Source organism: Maribrevibacterium harenarium (assembly GCF_006385675.1).
In the GTDB taxonomy this organism is placed as follows: domain Bacteria; phylum Pseudomonadota; class Gammaproteobacteria; order Pseudomonadales; family Marinomonadaceae; genus Marinomonas; species Marinomonas harenarium.
Genome location: NZ_VFRR01000003.1, coordinates 149,646 through 171,233 on the forward strand (window position 1 = coordinate 149,646; position 21,588 = coordinate 171,233).

General features: G+C 46.7%; 19 protein-coding genes. 5 read left to right on the forward strand and 14 right to left on the reverse strand.

Annotation, left to right across the window (positions count from 1 at the left end):
- Window positions 1-67 precede the first annotated feature (67 nt).
- The gene (locus FJM67_RS03000) at window positions 68-487 is read right to left on the reverse strand and encodes a single-stranded DNA-binding protein (protein WP_000795986.1); all 420 of its coding nucleotides are present in this window, start codon (window positions 485-487) and stop codon (window positions 68-70) included.
- 15 nt (window positions 488-502) lie between these two features.
- Entirely contained in the window at window positions 503-829 is a 327-nt protein-coding gene (locus tag FJM67_RS03005) for a plasmid-related protein (RefSeq protein WP_140587197.1), read from the reverse strand.
- A gap of 366 nt (window positions 830-1,195) precedes the next feature.
- On the opposite strand from FJM67_RS03005, the gene FJM67_RS03010 reads away from it, so the two are divergent.
- Together FJM67_RS03010 and FJM67_RS03015 are read left to right on the forward strand one after the other, a co-directional pair.
- Entirely contained in the window at window positions 1,196-1,798 is a 603-nt protein-coding gene (locus tag FJM67_RS03010; protein ID WP_140587198.1) for a hypothetical protein, read from the forward strand.
- Window positions 1,799-1,914: 116 nt separating this feature from the next.
- Entirely contained in the window at window positions 1,915-2,592 is a 678-nt protein-coding gene (locus FJM67_RS03015; protein ID WP_140587199.1) for an endonuclease, read from the forward strand.
- A gap of 276 nt (window positions 2,593-2,868) precedes the next feature.
- Here the strand turns inward: FJM67_RS03015 and FJM67_RS03025 are convergent, their stop codons facing one another.
- Genes FJM67_RS03025 through FJM67_RS03035 form a run of 3 tightly spaced genes read right to left on the reverse strand, consistent with a single transcriptional unit; the run spans window position 2,869 to window position 8,992 of the window.
- A complete protein-coding gene (locus FJM67_RS03025) occupies window positions 2,869-3,357 on the reverse strand; it encodes a hypothetical protein (protein ID WP_140587200.1) in 489 nt (162 codons plus the stop codon).
- Window positions 3,354-8,030: a RecQ family ATP-dependent DNA helicase gene (locus tag FJM67_RS03030; RefSeq protein ID WP_140587201.1), complete on the reverse strand. Its 4,677-nt coding sequence runs from the start codon at window positions 8,028-8,030 to the stop codon at window positions 3,354-3,356. Before FJM67_RS03030 ends, FJM67_RS03025 begins: the two co-directional genes overlap by 4 nt.
- A complete protein-coding gene (locus FJM67_RS03035; RefSeq protein WP_219845879.1) occupies window positions 8,027-8,992 on the reverse strand; it encodes a DNA-processing protein DprA in 966 nt (321 codons plus the stop codon). The genes FJM67_RS03030 and FJM67_RS03035 overlap by 4 nt, the downstream gene beginning before the upstream one ends.
- 260 nt (window positions 8,993-9,252) lie before the next feature.
- On the opposite strand from FJM67_RS03035, the gene FJM67_RS03040 reads away from it, so the two are divergent.
- Window positions 9,253-9,429, forward strand: a complete 177-nt coding sequence (locus tag FJM67_RS03040; protein WP_206975078.1) for a transposase — start codon at window positions 9,253-9,255, stop codon at window positions 9,427-9,429.
- A gap of 206 nt (window positions 9,430-9,635) precedes the next feature.
- Here FJM67_RS03040 and traN read toward each other — a convergent pair whose 3' ends face one another.
- The 7 genes from traN to FJM67_RS03075 are packed head-to-tail and all read right to left on the reverse strand — an operon-like array spanning window position 9,636 to window position 19,405.
- A complete protein-coding gene (gene traN / locus FJM67_RS03045; RefSeq protein WP_140587202.1) occupies window positions 9,636-13,328 on the reverse strand; it encodes a conjugal transfer protein TraN in 3,693 nt (1,230 codons plus the stop codon).
- 2 nt (window positions 13,329-13,330) lie between these two features.
- Window positions 13,331-14,359, reverse strand: a complete 1,029-nt coding sequence (locus tag FJM67_RS03050; RefSeq protein ID WP_102887288.1) for a TraU family protein — start codon at window positions 14,357-14,359, stop codon at window positions 13,331-13,333.
- Window positions 14,343-15,470, reverse strand: coding sequence for a TrbC family F-type conjugative pilus assembly protein (locus FJM67_RS03055; protein WP_235889972.1), 1,128 nt, complete (start codon window positions 15,468-15,470; stop codon window positions 14,343-14,345). The genes FJM67_RS03050 and FJM67_RS03055 overlap by 17 nt, the downstream gene beginning before the upstream one ends.
- Window positions 15,471-15,477: 7 nt before the next feature.
- Window positions 15,478-15,990: a S26 family signal peptidase gene (locus tag FJM67_RS03060; RefSeq protein ID WP_181161419.1), complete on the reverse strand. Its 513-nt coding sequence runs from the start codon at window positions 15,988-15,990 to the stop codon at window positions 15,478-15,480.
- Window positions 15,974-16,321, reverse strand: a complete 348-nt coding sequence (locus FJM67_RS03065; RefSeq protein ID WP_140587203.1) for a plasmid-related protein — start codon at window positions 16,319-16,321, stop codon at window positions 15,974-15,976. Before FJM67_RS03065 ends, FJM67_RS03060 begins: the two co-directional genes overlap by 17 nt.
- Window positions 16,314-18,713, reverse strand: coding sequence for a type IV secretion system protein TraC (gene traC, locus FJM67_RS03070; protein WP_140587204.1), 2,400 nt, complete (start codon window positions 18,711-18,713; stop codon window positions 16,314-16,316). The genes FJM67_RS03065 and traC overlap by 8 nt, the downstream gene beginning before the upstream one ends.
- Complete coding sequence (locus FJM67_RS03075; RefSeq protein ID WP_001963897.1) at window positions 18,713-19,405, reverse strand: DsbC family protein; 693 nt, start codon at window positions 19,403-19,405, stop codon at window positions 18,713-18,715. The genes traC and FJM67_RS03075 overlap by 1 nt, the downstream gene beginning before the upstream one ends.
- Before the next feature lie 368 nt (window positions 19,406-19,773).
- Between FJM67_RS03075 and FJM67_RS03080 the strand changes: the two genes are divergently transcribed.
- Together FJM67_RS03080 and FJM67_RS03085 are read left to right on the forward strand one after the other, a co-directional pair.
- Window positions 19,774-20,040, forward strand: coding sequence for a type II toxin-antitoxin system TacA family antitoxin (locus tag FJM67_RS03080; RefSeq protein ID WP_000212004.1), 267 nt, complete (start codon window positions 19,774-19,776; stop codon window positions 20,038-20,040).
- Window positions 20,031-20,537: a GNAT family N-acetyltransferase gene (locus FJM67_RS03085; RefSeq protein WP_140587205.1), complete on the forward strand. Its 507-nt coding sequence runs from the start codon at window positions 20,031-20,033 to the stop codon at window positions 20,535-20,537. The genes FJM67_RS03080 and FJM67_RS03085 overlap by 10 nt, the downstream gene beginning before the upstream one ends.
- A gap of 40 nt (window positions 20,538-20,577) precedes the next feature.
- On the opposite strand, the gene traA is transcribed toward FJM67_RS03085, so the two are convergent.
- Both traA and traV read right to left on the reverse strand, forming a co-directional pair.
- On the reverse strand, window positions 20,578-20,964 hold the full coding sequence (traA, locus tag FJM67_RS03090) for a TraA family conjugative transfer protein (protein WP_140587206.1): 387 nt from the start codon (window positions 20,962-20,964) through the stop codon (window positions 20,578-20,580).
- Entirely contained in the window at window positions 20,961-21,533 is a 573-nt protein-coding gene (gene traV / locus FJM67_RS03095; RefSeq protein WP_140587207.1) for a type IV conjugative transfer system lipoprotein TraV, read from the reverse strand. The genes traA and traV overlap by 4 nt, the downstream gene beginning before the upstream one ends.
- Between the last annotated feature and the right edge of the window lie 55 nt (window positions 21,534-21,588).

The window sequence follows — 21,588 nt, forward strand, 5'->3', positions numbered from 1 at the left end:
CAATCAAAGTGGGAGTCTGCCCCTGACGGGAAAGTACTCCCGGCTGGGTTAAAGCGTTTTTGCTCGGTTAAAAATCTGGTTCAGGATAAGTTTGTGCCCAATTAGTTTGGGAGCCCGCATCATCCGCCGGTGATGGCTCAGATGCTTTGTTCACACTATCAAGAAGCAGAAACTCGTCCGCGTCCACTTCGGTCAATCGATGCTTAATGCCATCTTTCTCCCATGAGCGCGTGCGCTGAGGCCCTTGAACAAAAAGCTTTGCTCCTTTTTGGATTAAATCTTTTGCCCTGAGCCCTAACTTAAATCCACCACGATCTCGAAAAACGACCCGATGCCATTCCGTATGCTCTTTGAGCTCATTGGATTGACGGTCGCGCCATTTCTCAGAAGTGGCCAGCGAAATGCTGGTCACCAAATCACCTGATGGATAGGCTCGCGTCTCTGGCTCAGAGCCAACGTAACCTATGAGTGTTACTTGGTTTTTCATGATGTTCTCCTCGTCTTAGTTGAACTCTGTGCACACAGTTGCTTCTACCCGGCTGGGCAAAGAAGACTGACGACGCAGATAGGTTGGTATTTCGAGTAAAGCCATGTCGTACTGATGTGGCTCTTTGTAAAACGCAGATGTCAAACGGGGCATACCAGGAGCTTTAGGCACTGCCATTGGACGACGTTTTGGTGTTGGTGTGAGCAATCGCTTGATTTGAGTAAGTACAAATCGCAACGGGCGCACGCTTTGACGAGCAACCAATCGCAAAAGCGACCAGCTCAGTTTTGCAAGCAACATAATGCCTGCGATTTGGATAATAAATCCGAAGATATATTCCATTGGTGACTCCTTAATTAGGTTGTGAAGGAGTCACCCCCAACTGGGGAAAACTCCCCCAGTTGGGTGGTGAAATGGCGAACCGCAAGGCACGCATGGTTGAGCATGTAAAAACATGCAGGCTATTTGTTTAAGGAGGCTAGCTACCTCTTAGTACCACTGAGAAACTCAGCGGCGGGCTTCCTTTGAGCTCATGCTCTCAGGCGCAGATATCACTGAAACAGATCAGCAATATTTGATAGTCAGTGTAACCGTCTTATCCAGACAGGATAGTCAGAAAGATGTTCAATTCTTCCACCTAGCTGAAAGGCCATAACCTCACAGAGGATTAGGCTAGGGACTGATTATTGTCATATCAGGAGCAAACTTATGGCCCAAGCAAAACCCAATTACTCGAAACCCATCTTTGAACAATCATTCACAATTAACAGCTTACAGGCGCAACGTGTCGTTGACCGTGTTTTTAAACGGACGGTCAGTGCGCTTTACGGAATCGATGTCATCTTGCGCATCATTGGCGATGAGAACGAAATTGATGAAGTGGAACAGATCATTAGCCAGTTGATCGAGGATTGCGCTAAAGCGGTAGACAACGAACAAGCTCGTTTGGACAAACTGATGGAGTCCAACGGCATCGATGAAGTACCTGACTACACCGACCCGATTACCTTCAACGCCAAAATCAGCTCGCCTCAGGTTGGCCAGTTTGTCGGCTTAGTTCGCAAACTCGATGCGTTGATGATCTCAATGGACACACTCTGGTTGTCTAGCGTGCTTAGCAACAAACAACGTGTTGATGGCAACTACGCATGGCAACAGCGCATTATCAAACTTGCACGACGCATTATTGATATCGAAATTCGAGCACGAAAATCAGCCCAAGCTAAGGGTAAAGAAGCAGAAGTTGAGCAAGCGGTGCCTTCAACCGATGACGATATCACTGAAGAGGAAACAGATAACCCCGCCAACTAGCCAACTAGCCAACTAGGCTCCCATCAACCAGCCCCTCTCGAAGGGGCTCTTCATCTTGCTGTATTTTCTATCAAAATCATTAAAATGAATTTAACTGTCATTTTTGGCCAATTTACATGAATAGAACTAATTTTCTCATTACCTTCTTAATAGCGTTGTTCACTATCCCTGCATTTGCAGAACACCCAACATCGTTCAGCCAGGCAAAACGATTTGCCCGAGAAATTTACCAAGACAACCAGAGTACGTTTTACTGTGGATGTAGCTATAACAATGATGGTGCGATTGATGCTGCATCTTGCGGATATGAACCAAGGAAGCAACCGAAACGAGGAGAACGCTTAGAGTGGGAGCACGTTGTCTCAGCTTGGGAAATTGGCCATCAACGCCAATGCTGGCAAAATGGTGGTCGTCGGAACTGTGAAAAGAATGATCCTGAGTTTTCTAAAATGGTGTCGGATCTCCATAACCTTGTACCATCTGTAGGAGAACTCAATGGGGATAGATCAAATTTTCGATTTGGCATGATTCCGAATGAACCAAGAGCCTATGGTCTATGTGATTTCGAAGTTGTTTTCAAAGACCGTCGAGCAGAACCACCAGCTAACCGTCAGGGTGATATTGCTAGAATTTATTTCTACATGCGAGATCAATATGGCCTAAGACTAAGCAGGCAACAAACTCAGCTATTTGAAGCTTGGTCAAGAATGGACCCTGTTGACGAATGGGAGATTAAGCGAAACAACCGAATTAATGCCTTACAAGGCAATAAAAACTATCATATACAAAAATAATAAAGGCAGCAGTCTGGCAAGCGCCAAGTTACCCAGTGAGGCCTTATTCAGCCTCGTTAAGCATCACATTCAACGGCAGTAAATCACTAACAGACCATCATACTGTCAGTTTGTGGAACTCGCTGAATAGATGCGCGAAGTAATGATACGGATTGTGAGCGTTGGCGCGACAGATCATCACCATTACCAACTAACATTACACGGTTTACACCATGACTCGCCATTCTGCATTCCAACTTATTGATTACAAAAAAAAACTGAATGACAATTTGAAAACTAAAGAACCATCTTCATAGCTAGGAATCCAACACCTCCAGCCAACACCAACATAGCTAAAACAACTATAGTTCGTAGCCCACTAATCGATCTTTTTTGAGACTCCGCCTCAGCCTCTAACTTGTTGTTCAATTCCGCAAATTGTTTAGCAATGCAGCTATCAATTGCTGCGCGACCTTGTTCAAACTGATCAGGAGTTACGAACTTCAAGGCTGCCACATCACGACTTAGTTTCAACTGATCATCTTTAATCTGGCCTAGAAGATTATTAAGTGACGTCAGGCAACCGTCAAACTCTTCAAATTTTTTCGAGTTCTTTGTAACCAATTCACCTTGTTCAGTAACTAGACTTGCGAGCGTCGACTTTGCTTCCTCAATCTCAGCTTTTGCATTGTTGACGGCGCTCAACAGGCCATTAAACTCGGCCACTTGCGCCGATTGCTCTTCGAGTGAATCGATTACTCGGTGTAGTTTCTGTATGTCATTCACCAATTAATCCCCTTGTATTGGCTGGTAAGTTTTTCTAGTCTATTTGCAAGTGGAGCTAACAAAGTGTGATAGGAGTACGGATCCCCTAGCTCTTCATTTACCTCCCCTAAAACATCCAAATCTTCAAATTTCTCATGGACAAAACGAGCAAAGCGGCTTCGTGCATGTTCAGAGAACATTGGCTTTAGCTGCATAGTTTTTCGGACCAAATCTAGTGCTTCATCCCTATTATCACTAATCAGCCGTTCAAATGACGCTGCCATTCTTCGCTCTCCATCTGCATCATCAAACTCATCGGAAGCTAGTCGTAGCACACCACTCAAGTAGTTCAAGAATGCATTATCTTTGTATGACTCTAGAAATCGAGAAAGCTGACCTCGTAGGATCATCATTTTCTCGCTCCCTACTAGATGTTCCGTGCCATCTTCTTCATCAGTTTCAAAAAATACTGATGGCCATATCTTCGCCGACACAGAATTCTCAGCCATATTGAGCAGAAGTTGGCTCGACTTGTCGTGCCTGAAATAACCCTCAAGCTTCTCCTTAAATTCTTTGTCAAGCATCCTGCCTTCAGCGAATAAACTACATTGTTCATAAACGTTCTTCTGTGACTGGCGACGGTTGTAGACAAAATGGTCATAGGACCAGAGTAAAAGAACAAGAAAGATAAATTGCGATTTATCGATAGACCCTTTTCTCAGCTTATCGCAGAGAATTTTGTAGTACTGGTTATCACTACTAAACACATCCGCGAGCTTGAACTCAGGATCGTACTTTCTGACGGTATGCTCAATTTTCTTTTCCAAACTTTCTTCTGATAGGCACTGGAACTCGACATAGAGCGTGCCATTAAAAAAGTCTTCGATTACCCAGTCAGAGACAATACCTAATTGAGAAAGACGGTAGATAGCCTTTTCCAACTTAAACTTTTCTGTACCAAACTGTCTGGCAGTAATGGTCACCGTGTTGTGTTCCTGATTGTACTTAAAGAATTCGTATACGTTTGCCATCAACTTGAACTCATCATTGACTGTGTCCAAGCCGTTTGTCATCAGGAATAGATTTGTGTTCAGGTCGCTATCGCGACTCAATGACTTCACGTACTCCTTCAGATCTTTGACATTCGTGCTAGAGTCCCAAATCTTGTCGAGAATAGCTGAATTGGGCTCTTTTGTGAGAAGCACATAGCAATCTGCGGGTACTTCCTTGAATAGTTTTTTATCTCGCCCGGCCCTGCCTGCTTCCTGATACAAGGCCTCCATCGACCCAGGTATTCCGAAGTGAATCGTATAGGCAATATTCCCCTTATTCACGCCCATTCCGAATGCCTTAGTGGCAGTAAGTAGGCGGTATTTATTTTCTTTAAATTCGTCTTGAACTTGGCGCTTATACCTATCGAAAGCCTCTCCCTGCAATCCACCCATTTTCGGAGCCGACCCCGAGAAATATCTAACATCCATCTTCAAGAGTGTTGAAATTCGGCCCGCTAAGCTATGACAACCCTTAGCTCCGTTGACGGTAGGTGTGAATATGATCCCCGCCTTATTGCCGTCTTCCTCATCGAAATTCCATTTACCCTCCATTTCAGAAACAAGTTCGACGACTGCATCACCTTTACGGCCTTTATCGTCGATAACGTGGAATGAGAGTTCCTCGCGAGTGAAGTCCATTGGGGTACGGACAAAATCATCGGGGATATCAAACTCTGTTTGAATATCCTTTAAGACGTTAACTGATGCTGTTGCCGTTAGGCCTATATAACTTGCACTGGGAGCAAACCGTTCGATTGTATTTGCCAGGTTCAGGTAAGAAGTCCTGAAATCATGCCCCCACTCAGACAAACAGTGAGCTTCATCGATCACCGCGTAGGCAAATGAGAGATCTAGTCCTATAGCCAACATCTCTTTTCTAAACGCATGGGTTTGGAATCGCTCAGGCGATATGAATACGAAAAAGTACTTACCACGTCCGAAATCTCTCTGAACTTTGGCCTTCTCTCCTGCCTTCAAGTCACTGGTAATAAAATTGCTTCGAGTGAAACCGATGCTATCCAAATCGGCTTTCTGGTCATACATCAAACTCTTAATCGGACATACAACAAAGCTAACGGCTGGTTGCAGAATCGCAGACAACTGGTAACAAATTGACTTACCCGAACCTGTAGGCAACAATCCTATTGTGCCGTTTCTCGAAAGTGCAGATCCTATGATACCAACCTGACCTTCCCTGAAATCTACATCCTCTAGGTATGGTAGAAACAAGTTGCTGAGGAAGTATCTCAGAGACTCTCGCTGCTCGCTGCCTGGGCTAAGGTCTAGTTTATAGGTAATAGGATTTCTGCATGAAAGCTCGAAAAAGTCATAGTCAATCAATTGACTGGTTTCTATTGAAGCAGCATCAGAATCTTCGAAGTATCGATAGAAATCGAAGTAATCCGTTCGTGAATATATGACGTCTTGGTTAACTTGAAAGGAATCGTCATAACGCTCCAGTATGCTGAAGTCGATGAATATATTTTTACCAGACCGTTCGCTCGGAAGCTCATCTGATTCGATCAGCGCAACCTCAATTCGCTTTTCTTCAATGCCGATGAGACGAAAGAGATTCGATAACAAATCGTTCAGGTCGTCCAGTGCCGCTTCAGCAAAATCAGTTCCATCACGATTGACTATGAATAGTTTTTTCAACTCCCCTAGTCTGATCTGACCGCGTTCAAGAAGCTCTAATAACAGTATCTGGAAACGCAACGCCGAGGTCAGCCTCAATCGCGAGTCAGTAACATCGACTCCATTTTCATAAGCCTCTTGGTAATTCAATAAAGAAATACCATTAGGAGGCATTAGGACACCATTTCGCTCTAGACCATCAACGATCTGAATTTGAGAAATAATCGAATTAATCTTACTGATAAATGACTGGTTCTCAGAGGCCAGTTCTTGAACAGTGAATCGAACAGTCTTCAGTCCCAGGCTTTCAGTAAACGCATCCCTCATTTCATCTAAATGCTGAGAATTTTGGTGCTGCTGACCGTCTATCTCAATAATTAAACCAACTTGAGGAATGTAAAAATCTACCTGTCGGTTCTGGAATTGTTCAACGTAGACCTGAGTCATATCGTGAATCTGGACTTCAGGGAGCATTAGTTGTTTTACAAAAATGTACTTACCGAAATACTTCGGTATCAGCTCATCAAAAAACCTTTTCGCTGGGTAGTTTCCAGACTCTTTGTGGCCTCGAATCAATCTATTCCAAAAAACTGGCTTATCTGACACAAGAGCCTGAACTGGCGTATTAAGAACGTTCTGCTCCAGTTCAATGCCAAATGCTTTCCTCAGTTTCCGCGAGGCTATTGTTGGCTTCCCTCTCTGGAGCATGTTCTTAAGAACTTGCATTGCACCAAATAGCTGACCAGACGCTGCTTCAGACGAGATCGAATACTGGAGAAGATTATGGAAAATGAAGTTATGGTTGGTTCTCGCGTAGTTAGCAGAAAACTTCTTGCTTACAAGCCTGCTACTAGACTTCGGATTGCCATATCCAGATTGCTCATTTTTATTCGCCAGCGAGTCGATGATTGGGCTGTACAAATCTGAAAACAGTTGGTTATTGTGTTGTTGTTCTTGGCTGTCAGTGCCTAGCTCCAATCTATAGAGAGTTTTAACCAACGTAAAAATGTAAATACTTGAATTCGGAAAAGCTTGAGATAGACAACGTGTTATCTCATCAGTTGTAGCCCCCGAAGTTAATACGTCGTCAATGATCAGAAATGTCGGATTTGAATTAGCTTCTATTAAATCAACATCGGCTTTATAGGCACCTCTGACCTGGTGAAGTCTTTGTGTTGCAGTGCAATTAGTCGATTTATCTAATACGTGATCTTTCTCTAATATCTTAGGTTGGTAAGAAGCCCCTAAAGCAACAGCTAACGATTTGCCCAATGTATCTAATGCTTTATCGCCATCTTCAGCCCTAAGCTCAGCATGACCTAACGCTCGGACAACAATATCTATGGCTGGGAATGAAGGAGCTAGCTCAACAGTCTTGTTAACCCAGCGGCGTACAGAAGGATTCTTGTTATCTTTGAAAGACCAAACTTCCTGTTTGATGCCATCTAAATAGAATCCCAGATGAAGTTTATTTCCAGATTGTATTAACTCAGAACGTCCCGTTGTTGCAGAGCTCAGCATCGAATTTTTTCCAATAAGCTCGGAGAGACTGATTACTCCCTTATGTGACGAATCGATCTCCGAGGCAGAACCCCAATCTACTGAGAAAAACTCAACTCCTGCATTGGAAGCAGCGTCTCGATCTAGGTTACTATCTCCTAAATAAATTGACTCGTCGGCGCTAACACCGAAGTACTCGAGAATACGAGTAACGCCCTCAGGGCTCGGCTTGTGGTGCGTTACATCATGGTAGGCTACTACATAATCAACAGTGATACTGAAGTGTTTGAGTAGCCCCTGAACGTAGTTCGAAGGCGCATTCGAGAAGATAGCAACCTTGATTCCAACCGACCGAGCAGTTGTAACAAGGCCGACAACGTCCTGATAGATTACACATCCATTAAAGTACCTGGGTATGTCTCTCCATCGGCCAGCTGACCGAAGAGGTTCGAGGCTTGATGTATCAATAAGCGTGTCATCAAGATCGAGGACGATGACCTTTATCACAGCAGGCCACCGTTTGCTTTCAACGACCCAAATGAACTCGCGATATTTTCTAATTGAAGACGAATATCTTCATAAGATTCGCTCGTGTAGGGTATCGCCCTCCCTTCGTTAACTAGCTGTTGAGTTCCTGAAATAGCCTTGATAGTAAGATCTGAATACTTAGCTTTATGTGCGTCAGGAACGAAGACAGGACGCATCATAGAGATAGCAGATTTGACTGCGTGCATCGTCCCACCATCTATCGAAGTTTCAATAGCAAAGACGGCAGTAGATAAACCTGCTTGTATCCTGTCTCGCTTAGCAAAGAACGCAGGTATTGCTTTGGTTCCTGGTGCATTCTCTGCAACTAGAAGTCCGCCCTCGTCCAAAATTTCCTTAGCGAGTTCCCGATTACTTGCGGGAGAAATAGACTCCACATCGACAAGAACAGAAATCGTTGGTGTTTTGGCGTCTAATGCCGCACGATGAGCAATTGTATCGATACCCAGTGCAAGTCCACTGACTATCGTGAAGCCATAAGTCGCAAACTTTTGAATAGTTTTAATCGTTATGGTTTCCCCCTTGGGGGTGTTTTCACGAGTGCCTACAACTGCTAATGAAAGCCTATTATCTAAGAGGTTCAGATTGCCTTTACAGTATAGAAAAGGAGGAGGTTTCGGGAGACCGTATAACGAAATTGGATAGGTTTTCGTACCGAAGAGAACAATCTCAACACCTTTATTTTTGAACGAATCAATCTCAGCTTGTACTTCGACCCTGAGAGCTTGGAAGTTCGCAGTATCTAAGAAGCTTTCGATAGCTGCTCGAGATTTACCGTTTGATATTTTTAGATTGGAGGAGTGCTGTGCCAGTTCTTCGAGTGTTGCCACTCCGCTATACGCTGAAAACTTTAAGATGGACAGAACAGTTTCATCACCAACGTTCATTAACCTCTTGATAACAAGAGCATCTACAATGTTCACATCCACTCCAAAAACACGACAAATTCTAGTCCATTAACCACAAATATACTTGTGGTAGACCGAAAACACAATAAAGTCAATCTCTATAAGTAGATATACCCCACGGCAAGAGCGTTTTGAATTGAACTAAATACCTAGTAGCTCGATCAGGGCTGGCAGTTTATTATTGTCGGAATGAGTATTTTGATCCCATCTGCATTTGGTATCAGCTGCGATCAAGGAGAGAAAAATAGCAGTCGGGGCAATGACGATATAAATTAGTGTTTATATCGATACCCAATTTAGTTGAACATGCCTTCCTGAAAATTAAGAAATACCGAGCAGTGACTACACGGTATGAAAAATTAGCAATAAATTATGAAAGTGTCGTTGCTTTGGCATTTTCAATCATGTGGTTCCCTATGCGGGCAGATCAAAATATGTACAGCAAAGACTAACACGCTCTAAATAGGTGCCCCTAATTGTGCTATATATGGCGAGAATCAACGTGGTACAATGCATTGTGATCATGCTGCCTTGCATCTCAGTACCATCGGTGTTGCAGCTAAACTGCATGAAAATGTGCAGCCTCGCGGTAATGTAGGTCAGTGAGCTACATTTAGGAACATCTATTTAGAAAATCGCGCTAATAGAGTAATTTCTTTTAGTTATTCCCCGAAATTTCTTCCGTCGCCTCCTGACGCAGTTTCTGAGCATCCATTCCGTTTAGCCTTTCAATAGCTCGGTCTGCGGCACTTTGACGGCTTCCATCAACGTTTAGCGTACTTCCTGAGCCTGTGAGTCGTTCCAGATCCAGTGACGGTACTTCGGGTAGGTTGCCCGTGATCGATAAGATACCTATCCATTCATCCAGATTGACTTGGCTCCAATCCACCTGGTTTAACTGACTCGCGGTCAAACCTTCACAGTTTGGTGACTTGGCACTGCCCCAGCCAAGGCCCAATTGCGGACGTACTTGTTCCTGAATGATCCGTGAAAGCGGCGAAGTAAAGCAGCAATATGATTGCCGTTTCTCAACACAGGCACCTAAGAACTTAGACTTGCAGTAAGAACCTACATAGTGGCAACTCTTCAATACCCGCTTGGCGTTCATTTCAAACTCGCTCTGCTCACATTTCCAGATAAGCTGAATGAGGATCATAGTGACTGAATAAATCATGTAGGCCGTCATAACCGTACTCAGAACCGCGCCCGCAGCGCCACCCAATGCAAAGTTGCCACCCGAAACGACACCATCAGCTCCAACCGCGCCACCAACGTTGCTAAACAGTGCCGATTGCGCTCCCGAACCAAAGGTCGTACCTACCCATTCAGCCGTTTTGTTGGTCAACACCTGCATGAAGCCAGTCGCAGCTTGCTCCGCTCCCGCGCCAGCAGCCGTTGATGGCCCAGCTCCCATGAGAGAGTCCCATGCTGACACAAAAGGCTCTTTGACCGCACTCCAAGTGCTCGTGATTGGCTCCCTGAGCGTATTCCACGAACCATAGATAGCTGACGACGGATTCATGGCCATGACTGCCGTATCAAGCTTGTTAACCGCCACTATCATCGTGATGTAATCCGATAACGACACGCCACTTGGCTTTTCACAGCAATCCACTATGCCGCCAACGGCTTTTTTGCACTGGCCAGCATTACCTTTAAAAACCGTACACTCAACGTTATCTTGGCCATCAGCTCCCGTACAAGACATATCATTGGTCATAAACTGCGCCGCATTAAGCATCGCTGCGGCTTCTGCAAAGTTAGCCTGCTTGATTGACTCTGGCTCTAAACAATCTGTGCCCATACAGCGAACTGGCCCCTCACAGTTGTATTGAGTTTCCATTCGTGCATTTTGCACTTCAACGCTTTGTCCACAGTCATACACCAAACTTTGGATATAGCAGAAGCCTTCATGACCAGCCCCACCTTCAGTGCATTCGGTTCTGACGTACTGGCAGGCTGGGTTTTGCTCTAGCGCGGAACACGTATTGGTGGTCGTGTTTTGTCCGTTATTGACGATGGTTTGCGTATTACCATTGGCATCTACCCAGCTATCTGAGCTGCCCATGTTGAACTCTGGATGAGCAGTCGAAGGATTGTAGGTTGCTCTTGCCCTCCAGCATGAGAGTCCCTGTCCATCAGAGCTGCCGCGACTGGTTAAATGAGCAGGAGACGAAACAACCGCTGGATAAAGGCTTCCAAGATTGGCCAACTCGCCACTACCAACCGTTAACCCGTCGATTCGTTTTGTGCCCGTATCCAAACATTGCCACTGCACCGCAGTAAACTGATCCGTTTGCATCAAGCATTGGTCTATGCCCGGATCACTTGATTGATGAACAACGTCTTGCTCTAAGTATTTGCCAGAGAAGGTCAATGAAGCGCTCAGTTTTGCAGGAGCCAAACACTTCTGAACTTCTCGGCTGCAAGTATCGAAATCGACTTTTTTCCAGCCGGACTCACATCTGGAACGAGTGACTTCCTGGGGTTCATGCCACGAAATAATCGACCCATTGACGACTTTACACAATGAACCAACCAAGGTTCCTTTTGGACAGGTCATTTCAGGGTATTTAATGGAGGGTTTCGTCTCAGTCACCGTTTCCTTATTGCCCGTCAGTGAGAGTGTCGTTTTCCAACCATTTGCCTTGGACGGCGACTCGGTGATTTTTATCTCAGTATTTTGATTATCAAAAATCCTCAGTGTCGCGTTTCCAGTTTGCATAGTGCCGCTGTGCTGTGGAACAAAGCTGAGCGTTTCAGAGCTAAAGCAACCGCGCTCAATGGACCAGCTTTGTTGATGGGTTTCAGCGGATACACGTCGCTCTAACTGACACTGAGTAAGCGTGCTGATCTTCTCGCACACCTGGTAATCCGGTACATGCTTGGTTTCAGTAAATGGCGTAATCGTCTGAGTAGGCTCACAGGCCTCAAAACTACTTGGCATAAGGTTGGATACCACACACTTTGGATCGCTGGTTTGTAATCCACAGTCATAAGTATCGGTAAAACGAATGCATTCACCTTTATCATTGGTCTCGGCACATTCTGACGACATGAATCCACAGGAAGGATTCGCTTCAAGCACTTGGCAGGCCTGATTTTCAATCCCCTTATAGCTTTCATCATCCACACTCACTTGTACACGCCGACACAAAGGCGATATGCCAGCCACTGGGCTTGGGGCAAAGTAGGATTCACAAACTGAAACACCATTGACCACCGTACATCCGTTGGTTGAAGACGGCTGATCCGTGCATTGAATGCTGTAGTCTGAAAACTTAGCCGGGATATCCGCTGCTTGTTCGATACAGGACTGTGGTGACCAACTATCATTCATCACCACCTTGGTTGGATCAAAGCGCACCTTAATGCGTGCATAGCCCTCACCACTACCCGTGACCGATACGCGAATTTTTACTGGCACTTCTAAACCGGGCTCTACCGCTTTTAGCTTGGCGGTGAGGTCAGTATTAGGATTGCGTTCCCAACTGGTACTAAGCTCGCAGCGACCTGCCGTTTCTGGTGGAAAGTTATTGTTCGGCCCAGACCAGACTTTCTGGTCGCCAAGCCACACTTGCATGTAGTCATCCCATTTGGCGTACTCAAGAACAGCTGAGGTAATCGCATCGGGGTTCACGACTTTGAGTGTGATGGCCTGTTCAAACACTTTACAACGGCCACTCCAGTAGTTGTCGCCAATACGTCCTATCCAAACTTCAAGACACCCTTCACCACAAGAGCGAAGGTTCATCGGCCCTGAAACATGCTCAATGATGCCTGCCGTGTAATCGTGAGTAATAGTGCAGCTGTTAACCGCTGTATTGAGCCTGTCACATTGCTGGTAATTTGGGCTGCCTTCACCTTGAGACTCACAGCCTGGGAAGCTTTGCGTTAATAGATTGGGGTCAGTTTGAACCGCATCAGTTAATGCCCAAAGCGGATCATTGACCATATCTGGCCGAGACCTGTCTTTGATTTGCTGTAGCGAACGAAATGCTTCACCCGTAGCGCCACTTTCGGATGCCATGCTCTCTTGGCGCTGTGTTCCCAATTGATTCATACTGGCATCAGAGCCATAAACGCCCGTTAAGACATCCAATGAGCCCTGATCCATACCAGGGAAAAGCTCTTGCAAGTTAATCGTCTCATTACCACTGCCATTCGGCACCGACAATGTATTGCCATTGAGTGCGGGCATCGTCCAGTTTTGCAGCAATTGCTTACCTTCTTGTTGTCCGCTTAAGCCGGATTGGCGCTGCACATCAGCGGCGACACCATGTAGGGGCAAGCACGCCATAGTGATTGATAAGACACCCGCTAAAACTCGGGTAAAAAGTGTTGGTTTCATAGTTAACCTCCCGAGTTACAGCAGTCTTGCCAGCGCCACAAAATGTAGAGCGCATCTTCACCGGCACCTGGGATTGTTCGCCACTCTCCCCATTTCATGGTGCTTTCACCGATGACATGCGCACTTTCAGTTTCCGGCACAGGGAAGAACATACTCATCTTGTATTGGGATTTCGGCAGCATGGGTTCGATAACAGGTCGGCATAGCGCACTGTTCCCCATTGTTCGCCTAGCAAGACCACGCCTGTGTTGAGCCGCGATTGCACGCGCGGCTAAATGGCTGGTGTTTTCTGCTAATGAGCCGAAGGCTAAGGTGTGGCCAGATAACGGGTAGAGATGGCCCCAACTGCCAGCACACCAAAACAACTGGTCGATGGGTTTACCAAGCGTTGATGAAGCAGCGTCAGCGGTACAAGCCGAAATAGCCAATGGATTGGCAACGGCAGCCGCTTCAGGCTGAGTAAAAAAGGCCAGTTCATCGTTCAGCCATGTTGGGTCCAATTCCGACAAATACATCAAGTCAAAGTCCATGTAACCATCAGCATTGCAATTGCCATCCATGAACAAATCGAGCATGACCAAAAGCGGAAAGGCGTAATAATGGTAATGGTAGAAAGCGAGATCACCGGTATCGTATTCACCTTCGCCATGACCACCTTGCAGTCGCCTATCACCTAACGGTAAACGAATCCCTCCCAGGGAAGGCGAACAACCCGGCGTTCTGACCAGTTCAATCAGACGCGCTGGCTCCCACATGCTGGTAACAATACCTGGCCTTGGCACGCCTAAGTTGTCTTCACATAAGCAAAATGACTTGTTTGATGCGCCGCTAGGGACATTGCCGGAGCCAAGAGGAAGCCCTGCAACCCGGATAGGAAAAATGCATGACCAGCAAACATCCGTCAGCAACTTGCCCGACAATAACCCCGCGTCTGGGCAGGTCAGTTCGGCTTTTGCAGGAATAGATGCGCCAAGGACAAACATGACAACGAGAGTCCGCAACAGACGATACGTATTATTGAGCTTTTTCATGAACAAGCTCCTTTGCTGGAATTTCTTCTATTTCAAACGCGAGCCCCTTTGCTTGAACAAACGATGGGGTGACTTGCAGATCAAAGCGCTGCTTTAGCGAGTCATTGAGAAGGTAAACCGGACTATCCAATGTCTTTTCGAGCGCATTGAGGCGATTCCAGCCTTGGGCACGGTCGAGCTGCGTGGTGATAAGCGTAATGCGGCGCAGTGTCCTATCTTGCGTCTCAAGCCAATGCGCTACTGCGTCCACTTCTTCAGCGTTCGACGCATTAAACACCACAAGCTGCTGAGTGAACGGCAAGGCTTTTAGCGGGTTAATACGCGTTCCTGCTGGGATCAATGTTCGGCCATTGGCATCCAATAGTGGCCGCTGCATGACGATGGTTGGATCAACCATTCTTATCCGATACTGCCTGGCTTTGGGTAACTCAGTAAATGTTTGGCGAGACCAGAAACGCTCAATGGCTTTTTTCTTTAATGCGCCCAGGTCAATCGACTGTAAACGCTGCATCGCCACTTGCATCAAATCCGGTTCTAAAATCGAATGAATAGGACCGCGTTGACCCAATGAACCGGTATTGCCTGTTTCAATTTGACGCTGCAACCAGTCCTTGCTGTAAACCCCTAGTGCACTTGCAGTCACCTTGTCATCTTCTATGCGGAAAATGGCAGGCACGCTAGTCACCCGCCAGTGCACAAAGGCTTTCGGATCGATTCGAACCTGAGGAACAGGATCAAGCCCCGTCATCAGCGTATGCCAATCACGGATAGCCGCCCCCAAGGTCTTTCCTTCAGGAATTCCCCGAAACAACACAATAGCGCCGGTAGCACTGGCCTCTTTAAATAGCTGCTTCAGTGAGGAATCCCCCAGTGAGGACGACGCAAATATCAACCATTCATCGCTGTGTTTGAGCGACGCAGGTTGTTCAATCGGTGAAAAAGGCTCGATAAATTCAGATGAACCATCCACAGCACTTTGTAAAATGCTGCGGCTCATTTCGACGATCTTTTTGTCTTCGTCAGACAACAGAAAAGGCTCTTGTGCCCAGGACACTTGAACCCAAGACAATGGAGCAACCAACAAAAATAAGAGACATAGTCTTTGCATCATCTACCTCCTACCAAAGCGGCCAAGCGCGACCGACAATCTGCTCGCGCTTAACGGCATTCCAATAGCGGGAGTCGAAACTCGTTGCAGCCTCGCCGGAAAACCAATATTCATTTTCTTGCAGCGTCAATGAGCGGCTAAATTCTGTTTCAGCCACACCAAGACGCTGGGCTAATGCCATGCCGGTAGAGACTTCAGCACCGTTCACCAGCACATGCTCAGGCGTCACATTGACTTCATCCCCAGGCATCCCTGTTAGGCGTTTCAGCATCCGAGTACCGTCGTTATATAACGGAGCGAGTCCTTTTGAGTGGAAGGCATACAAACCATCCTTAACGGGCTCTTTATTCCATAGGTCAATCAGATACACCGTGGTATCAGGCAGGCAGCGCTCTTGCTGGGTATCAATACCTATTCGGTAGCGCATCATGGCGTAGGTGCCTACCAAGGCCATGATTAACCCAAGAATGGTCAAACGGATGAGATATGGCCGCCAAGGCATTCTTTTACGGAGTATCTGCATGAGACACCTCCTTTGAGCCTACTGGCACAAATACGGAATCATCAGCACCCACCACCGCTTGGGCATCCAATACGATAAAACCGGCTGCTTTTAGCTTTTCAATTTGCTGATTGGTCTGAAGCAACCTAGATTCGATGTCTTGTTCGCTGGCATTGGGGCCCAGTGACAACACCGCCTCCCCAAAATCGACGACTGCAATGGGCGTACTTAGCGCCAATTGGCTGTGGATGGGTTCGAGTGTTTTCATTAAGAGCCAGCTGGTCATTAAACCGCTACCAGCAATAGACAAAGTAATAGAGGCCATAAATGGCCAAAGCGTGAACTTATTCATAGCCTCGCTCCTTCAACAACTGAGAGATGGCATCAGCAACAGAAAGGCCTTTGTGCGTTAACTGTTTAATCGCGTTTACATCTTCTGCACGGGACGAGTACAACAGCTTGTGAAACGGATCGACGATGAGGCGGCCAATCCCGGTGCCCATTTCGGTAATAAAGAAAATTTCGGAATAGACACCAGTGACGGTATGAACCGTTTTCAGGTATTCATAGCCGCCTTCACCTAGTGGCAAGCGGCCTTCTTTTTTGAGCGCGTTGATGGTTTCGGCTTTTTGGCCAAGCAGGTACATATTGGCCGAGTTTTCAGCGATGGCTTTACCTGTTGGGCTGTCATACAAATCGTTGACCGACTGCGTTACCGTTACAGCACTGCCGCCATATTTTCGAAATCGACGGTAACCCGTCTCAATGAACTTACCGACATCACCTTGAGTCAGCAGATCCCAGGCTTCGTCAATGAACACAATCTTGCGACGATCCCGCTCACCTAAGTACATCTCTTGTTGGATTTGGTAGATAAGCTGAAGCAACACTACTTGTTGTAGATGCTTACGCCCCTTAAGCTCTTCTAACTCCAGAACGGTGAAACGGTTTTTGAAGCGAATATTGTTATGACCATTAAAGAAGCGGCCATATTCGCCCTGTGTCGTAAACGGATAGAGCTGCTCACCCACGTCTTGCACACGTCGGTCTTCGTGATTTTTCAAGGCCTCTGCCACATCATCAACCAACATGGCACGACCTTTTTTCTCCCAAAGTTCACGGGTCTGACGCTTTAGGTTGGCCATCTGAAAATCGGTTAATGACTGCGTAGGTGCGGCCATTGCGGCCAATAACCCAACCAGTACATCCGCTTCTTCGTCATAGTCCTCAACGATTTCAAACGGATTTAAGCAAATACCACTGTCCCGCCCGAACTGTAAGAACTCACCGTCATAGACTTCACACAGTTTTTCATAAGAGCGGCCAACATCAATCACCCAGCATTGCCCGCCTTCTGATAGGTAGGAGGAGATGATTTCGTTCACCAGGAATGACTTGCCAGATCCCGATTGCGCCGCTATGCAACAGTTGTAATTACTGCCCGAGTCATAAAGGGATACACTCATGATCTGGCCATTACGGGAAACAAAGTTAATCACTGGCGTGCCTGTACCTTTCCAATCTGCAAACAAAGGCAACAGAGGGATCACATGCCGTGTCGCCATGGTCTTGAATCGAAACAAGTCGTTCATCGCCTGGCGATCAGCACCAAATGGCAAGGCATTCAGGAAAATGGGCAAACAGAAGTACTTGTCTTCCATCAGCTCAAATCCGAGTTCTTTGAAATAGGTTCGAGCATTTGAAACCGAGCTGATGGACGCCTCTTCCGTTGGTGAGAACAGCGTCAAAGTCATATTTGCCCGAATAGGACGATCACCTTCTTGCAAGGCTTCAAAAAGAACATCAAATCCCTTTTTCTTGGCTGCAAGCACCGGCACAAACTTGAGCATCGGGCCATAGGCCTGATTGACCGCCCATTGACGCTTCGTCTCTAAACGAGATCGCATCGCCTCAGCTGAAGGAAAGTGAATGGTGACATTTAGCAAAAAGCTGCCGCGTAAACCTCGACTGCCCGTCATCATATCGCCCGCAAAACTTGCGGCATGACCAAACCAGATCCGCTCAGGCAGGCGCTTAAACGATAGTGTTTTAACTCGGTAATCACCCAGCATCAGACCTTGACTATCCACTTTGATAGCCCGGTCATAATCCAACACTTGCTCTCGAAGTGGCTTATCTGCCTCACTGCGGATTGGTGATGGATTACGCCAGGAAGCATCTTTTCCCCAGTTAAGCTGCGCACTTAATGCCGCGAGCCAGTTTCGGTCAGTCATCTCAGTAACGCGAAAACCAACCGTTGCCAGCGCTTGAGAGAAAGAAGCCCGAAGCGCGGATGCTCGACTCAACTCACGCTCCGTCGGTATAGGATTTTCCAAAGGCAATTTGCAGGTGACGATCAGTTGAAAGTTGCGTACCTGAGTCTGGGTCGATTCTTCTATCGGTTGAACCGTGCCCCCATCGAGGAAATCCGCACGTTTGCGAATAGACGCCCTGAGCAATGGATCGGATTGACGATGCCGTAAGCCCATCATTCGCTGAATGTCGGTTTGAATATCAGGCGAGGCGTACAGGCCAAATTGCAGCAAAGTGTCTTTTGGCCAGTCGTTGTTGAGTAGAACATTAACCCTGTCTGCAACAGACTCATCACCACCGGGCAATGGGTCACATAGAAAACCAAAGCCAACACTCTGGTCTTCCATGAAAAACAGTTGCTCATCGTCGGAATAGGCCAATACTGGCAACAGCTCAGAAGCGCGTTGCCCTGAATACAAAGAGGCTTTCATTAACGCCCCTCCAACCAAACAGAAAGGTCATAAGGACGGCCTCGGCTGATGCGACCATCATTGGCGACAATGAAAGGCACACCTTGAATGCCCAGGATTTGAGCCGTCACCAAAGTACGCTGCATTGGTTCTAAGTTGCAGGCATCATCCTGTTCTAGGTTACTAATTCGACCATTGAGCAATGCATCGGTGGCCGCTTTCTTGTCACGCGCACAGCCAAGCTGGCGAACCTGACGCTCTGAATCAGGACCAAGCACTGGCACAGGGAGTATTTGGAAGGTGTATTCTTTGGTTAATGGTAGGGCTTGTTTCAAAAGCTCATGGCAGTGCGGGCACCGGGGGTCAACAAAGACCACCACTTTCTTTTTGCCTTCACCCAGCGTCAGTGGATTCAAATCATCCATTTTTAAGCCAAGGCGGCTTAAGTCCAGCGTGTTACCCGCTTCACGAATTTCTTCAAGGCTGGTAAGCGGCTTTTTCGACCAGGCATCATAGAGCGTGCCATCAATGACGAACCGGCCACTGTCTGACATGAAAACAATACGGCCATTGCTTTCGACCGCTTTCATACCCGTGACAGGTAAAGAAACCATGCCGTCAATTTTGCCAACGGGCGACACTTCAGACACAGGTTCAGCTTGAACCAAAGGAGACAGCGCAAGCGCCAGAATAATTGGAGATAGTTTTCGCATGAGGAGTCCTCGTTAATGTAAATCGAGGCTCCAGTCTATGCAGTTGTCCTATGTGGACTCGGTTAGATAGATTGAAGAATTGGATGCCTTGCTAGGGTGCCACTTGTTGTTACGCACTATTTGTAAGGGTATAGCTTTCATTCTGCCAGCCTTACAGACTTCCCCTCAAGTCATCTGGTTTAGCTGATTCCTTTTTTTCATACCTTAGGTGTTAATTTTTGCAATGTTTTAAACCAGAAAGAGTGACATCCCCTCGAAATCAAACTGACCTACTCTCAAAGTTTCATGCCCAACAATTCGTATATCCATTGACTACACGGAAAAGTCATTTAAACTGTGTATTAAATAGATATACAGAGGATGGTGTCATGGCTACAAAGACAGCCCCAATCAACATGCGAGTACTGCCATCGGTAAGAGACATCATCGATGCCGCAGCAAGTTTAAAAAAAGTTGATAGAACCGTGTTCATTCAGCAAGCAGCGCTCAATGAAGCGCATAGTATACTGGCAGAACAGCGGGATTTTGTTCTAGAAGCAAAGGCTTTTGAAGCGTTTGATAACGAACTTCGTGCAGAGCCACAGACTCTTGAAGGTATGAAAGATCTGTTTAAGAGGAAAGCGCCTTGGGAATAAGTGCACCAACCCTCCTCACTGATGAGCACCAGCTTAATGCCTTTCAATGTGGCATTGAAGAGCTCGATACTTGGTTAAGAAAACAGGCGTTAAAGAGTCAAAAGCGGGGAACCGCGAGGGTGTATGTGGTCAATGACACTGACGCCCATCAAGTGGTCGGGTACTATGCCATTGCCATGGGATCAGTTTCCAGAGAGCAAGCTTTCAGTTCATTAAGAAGAAATAGTCCAGATCTCATTCCCATGGTGATTCTAGCCAGGCTTGGAGTAGATAACGCCTATCAAGGTCAAGGCATTGCGGCAGGTCTTTTAAAAGATTGTATCATTCGCTCAGTACAAGCAATGAACGCTGTCGGTGGAGCAGGAATCTTAGTCCATGCTATTGATGGTAGTGCGCAAACGTTCTACAAGAAATTTGGCTTCAAAGAATCGACGTTTGATCCTTTAGTACTCATGGCAAGGATCTGCGATATCGAAAAATCATTGTCGATAGACTGAGATGACGGCTCCCCTTGCACAAGAGAAGCCGTCTATATTATCAAGTGCCCAGTAAAACGGCGCTGATTGCTGGAATTGTTGTGCCAATGACTTCTTGAGAGCTGGCAACAACAGGTAAAGTTGCAGACATGACACTTTCAACGACTGTTGGCGTATTGTAGAGACCCATACCGCCACCAATGCCCAAGGCAAAAGCCATCAAGCTTTGGCGAGCGATACCGCCCACAATACCCACCAGAACCATGGCTCCCGCTACGATCCGTCCCAAAGTACCTTGGGTCCAATCTTTTAGGGTATCCCACACATCAGTGAAAGCATCACCACCGGTGCCCGCAAATGAGGGCTCCGAAATCATTAACGCCATCAAACCAAGCGCACCAATGGTCATTAGGCGCTGAGTTTGAATGCTGCGAATTGCATTTGTCATTCGTTAGTTTCTCCGTAGATACTCAAGTTATCGTGCTTACCATCAGCTCCCGCTGAGGCTGAATCGCTTTGAGTCTGAAGTGGACGTAGCACTGGCGAAACCGTTCGAGGTGCTGACACCCCAATATCCCACCGGCGCGGTTCAATTTCGGTAAACACGTAGCTGGATAAATTCAGATCTCCACGGTCATCCTCCCAAGGCGCAATCCAAATTCGCATCACCCTTGAAGGAATGCGAATAGGTGCAGATTGCTGCGTCTCAGGTAATGCTGGATGGCTCAGCAGTCCTGTCTCTAAATCAGATTGTGAATACCCAGAGTGAGAACCAATTCGAGTCGCCACAGCATCAATCGTCTTGGGTGCTGCCCCATTACTGGTAAGATCATAGACTTCACGAGCGGATAAACAGCGCACACCGTCAGGCATACCTGGGCATCCATATTCACTACTCCCAAGACCCAATGAACTACAGCCAGACAATAAGGTTGAGCCGACTGCCAATAAAAGTAATCCAGCTTTAGACCACTGTTTTGACTGGTGCTTTGGGTTGTTCTGCATTGATGTCGTCATGGTTAACTCTCCTCTGGATACACATCTTATTGTCTGAAACGGACTTCGATCGGTT